Source organism: Mesorhizobium sp. M7A.T.Ca.US.000.02.2.1 (assembly GCF_003996995.1).
Classification (GTDB): Bacteria; Pseudomonadota; Alphaproteobacteria; order Rhizobiales; family Rhizobiaceae; genus Mesorhizobium.
In genome coordinates, this window is sequence record NZ_RZTT01000595.1 from 1 (window position 1) to 2,787 (window position 2,787).

A 2,787-nucleotide genomic window follows, 5' to 3' on the forward strand; every position below is an offset into this window, starting at 1 on the left:
GACTTGCCCGTGGGCAGACCATGCGGGCGGCCATCACCGCCGCCAACGCGGCTTCGGCCTTGCTGGTTTCGACGCCAGAGGCCGAGCGCGACGGCATCTGACCGGCTGGTTTCCGTCTTGCCAGACCGCCGCGGCCGCCGCCTATCCTTGCGGCCTCGCGCGAATTCCGCTAAGGCGCGCCTTTGTCGCCGGGGAACACGGACTTGGACGATCAACGCGCCGACGTCGCCATCATCATGGGCAGCCAGTCCGACTGGGCGACGATGCGCCATGCGGCCGAAACGCTGGAAGCACTCGGCATCCCGCACAAGCGGCTGATCATCTCCGCGCATCGCACCCCAGACCGGCTCTATGATTTCGCCAAGGGCGCCAAGGCGGCCGGTTATCAGGTGATCATCGCCGGCGCCGGCGGTGCGGCGCACCTGCCCGGCATGACGGCGGCGATGACGCCGCTGCCGGTGTTCGGTGTGCCGGTGGAATCGAAAGCGCTTTCCGGGCAGGATTCGCTGCTGTCCATTGTCCAGATGCCGGCCGGCATTCCCGTGGGCACGCTGGCCATCGGCAAGGCCGGCGCTGCCAACGCAGCCCTTCTAGCCGCCGCCGTGCTGGCACTGAACGATAACGAGCTTGCCGTCCGCCTGGATGCCTGGCGCGCCGCGCAGACCGCCAAGGTCGCGGCAGAACCGACGGATACGCCGTGAGCCTGCCCGCCGGATCGACCATCGGCATCATTGGCGGCGGCCAGCTCGGCCGCATGCTGGCTGTTGCTGCCGCCCGCCTCGGCTACCGCACCGTGGTGCTGGAGCCGCAAGCGGATTGCCCCGCGGCACAGGTCGCCAACCGGCAGATAACAGCCGCCTATGACGACCCGGCCGCCCTTGCCGAACTGGCAGTCTCGAGTTCCGTCGTCACCTACGAGTTCGAGAACGTGCCGGTTGCAGCCGCCAGTGCGCTGGCCGCCAAGGTTCCGGTCTATCCGCCGGCGCGTGCGCTGGAAGTGGCGCAGGACCGGGTGGACGAAAAAACATTCCTCAACGGCATCGGCATTGCCACCGCCGATTTCCACGCCGTCGACAATGATGACCAGCTGATCGCGGCGCTGAAAGCATTCGACGGCAGCGGTGTCCTGAAGACCCGGCGCATGGGCTATGACGGCAAAGGCCAGCGCGTCTTCCGCAACATGGAAGCCGGCGGCTTCGCCGGCACATGCGAGGCGATGGGCAATGTGCCTCTGATCCTGGAGGCCTTCGTGCCGTTCGAGCGCGAGATATCGGTGATCGCGGCGCGTGGGCTGGACGGTGCGGTTGTCGCCTACGATCCAGCCGAGAATATCCATCGCAACGGCATTCTCCACACATCGACCTTGCCGGCCGCCATTATGCCGGAGACGGCGGAAGCGGCCCGAACGGCCGCATCGAAGATCCTGTCGGCGCTGAACTATGTCGGCGTCATCGGCGTCGAGTTCTTCGTGCTGGCGGACGGCTCGCTGCTGGCCAACGAGATCGCGCCGCGCGTGCACAATTCCGGCCATTGGACGGAAGCCGCCTGTATCGTTTCACAGTTCGAGCAGCATATCCGCGCCATCGCCGGCCTGCCGCTCGGCGGCCCGGACCGCCATTCCGACTGTGTGATGGAAAACCTGATCGGCGACGATGTGCTGCGCGTCCCGGAGCTTCTCGCCGAGCCCGATCTGATGCTGCATCTCTACGGCAAGGCCGAAGCGCGGCTCGGCCGCAAGATGGGACATTTCACTCGGATCAGCCGTCGCGCCTCATAGGGTTGCCTACTGCAAATCGTCGCTCTCGTCCTCGCCTGGATTGGCGCAACTCACATCGCCTTCCTCGCAATTGGCCGCGGCAGCGAGCTGCTTGATGCGATCATTGGTCAGTCTGGTGAGGCATTGCGATACTGCCATCGGATGGATCGAGCCGCCTTGACTGGCGGCGGTGGAATGCGCGCATTCGGCATCGCGAAAACTGATCCAGGCGCGCTGCGCCACATGCAGCAATCTCTTGCCGCCGGCGTCATCCGAGCTGGTGAGGTCCTGATAGGCCTTGTTGAGCTTGGCGTCGGCCGCCTGATAGTCTTCGCCGGCACAGATGTTCATCATCTGCTGGCTATCGTCGCTGCGGTCGCATTCCTGCGCGCGAGCAACCGAAGCTGCCGCCAGCAGGACAAGGCAGGCGGACAGGAACATTCGGCGCATGGTTCTCTCCAAATCACTTCACGGCGACCGCATCATCCCACCCGGCCCCAGGGCCGCGCAATGCCGCAAGGCCGACATGGCGGATAATTGATGACAGGGACGATTCACAGCCGCTATGGAGCACGCTTGCGGTTGACAGGGACAAGGCTCCTCGTTTATGAGCCTCCCACAGTTCAAAGGCGCGTCTTCTGGCGCGCCTTAAAATTTCGACCCGGACCGGGTCCACACCGACAGGCAAGACCATGAAGATCAAGAATTCGCTCAAGGCGCTGAAGGCGCGTCACCGCGACAACCAGTTGGTTCGCCGCAAGGGCCGCGTCTACATCATCAACAAGACCGCCCCGCGCTACAAGGCACGCCAGGGCTGAGTTTTCGGGCAGGAGGCTGTTGCCTCCCCCCATTTGATGCTTGTTGCCGCCTGCCGGCATTTTCACGCCAAATTCAGTTTGACGTTCCGTCGCCCGGGACTAGAGTCCGGCGATGCGGATTCTTTTTGCATTTTTGACATCTCTGCTTGTTTCCGGCGTCATTTATGGCCCGGCATGGGCGGATGATGCTGTCGCGCCGCCGGCCACTCAGGA

Annotated in this window: 4 protein-coding genes; 3 read left to right on the top strand and 1 reads right to left on the bottom strand. The window is 64.4% G+C overall.

The features are described from left to right. Window positions 1-203: 203 nt before the first annotated feature. Both purE and EOD15_RS32185 read left to right on the top strand, forming a co-directional pair. On the top strand, window positions 204-701 hold the full coding sequence (gene purE, locus EOD15_RS32180) for a 5-(carboxyamino)imidazole ribonucleotide mutase (RefSeq protein ID WP_127272234.1): 498 nt from the start codon (window positions 204-206) through the stop codon (window positions 699-701). Beyond that, window positions 698-1,777, top strand: a complete 1,080-nt coding sequence (locus EOD15_RS32185) for a 5-(carboxyamino)imidazole ribonucleotide synthase (protein WP_127321564.1) — start codon at window positions 698-700, stop codon at window positions 1,775-1,777. Before purE ends, EOD15_RS32185 begins: the two co-directional genes overlap by 4 nt. A 6-nt stretch (window positions 1,778-1,783) precedes the next feature. Here EOD15_RS32185 and EOD15_RS32190 read toward each other — a convergent pair whose 3' ends face one another. Next, window positions 1,784-2,206, bottom strand: a complete 423-nt coding sequence (locus tag EOD15_RS32190; RefSeq protein WP_127321565.1) for a lysozyme inhibitor LprI family protein — start codon at window positions 2,204-2,206, stop codon at window positions 1,784-1,786. 242 nt (window positions 2,207-2,448) lie between these two features. On the opposite strand from EOD15_RS32190, the gene ykgO reads away from it, so the two are divergent. Further along, the gene (gene ykgO, locus EOD15_RS32195) at window positions 2,449-2,574 is read left to right on the top strand and encodes a type B 50S ribosomal protein L36 (RefSeq protein ID WP_006327841.1); all 126 of its coding nucleotides are present in this window, start codon (window positions 2,449-2,451) and stop codon (window positions 2,572-2,574) included. The last annotated feature ends 213 nt before the right edge of the window (window positions 2,575-2,787 follow it).

Excerpts from the sequence above, each read along its gene's own strand:
- EOD15_RS32190 (WP_127321565.1), bottom strand. The coding sequence starts at position 2,206 with ATGCGCCGAATGTTCCTGTCCGCCTGCCTTGTCCTGCTGGCGGCAGCT.
- ykgO (WP_006327841.1), top strand. The coding sequence starts at position 2,449 with ATGAAGATCAAGAATTCGCTCAAGGCGCTGAAGGCGCGTCACCGCGAC.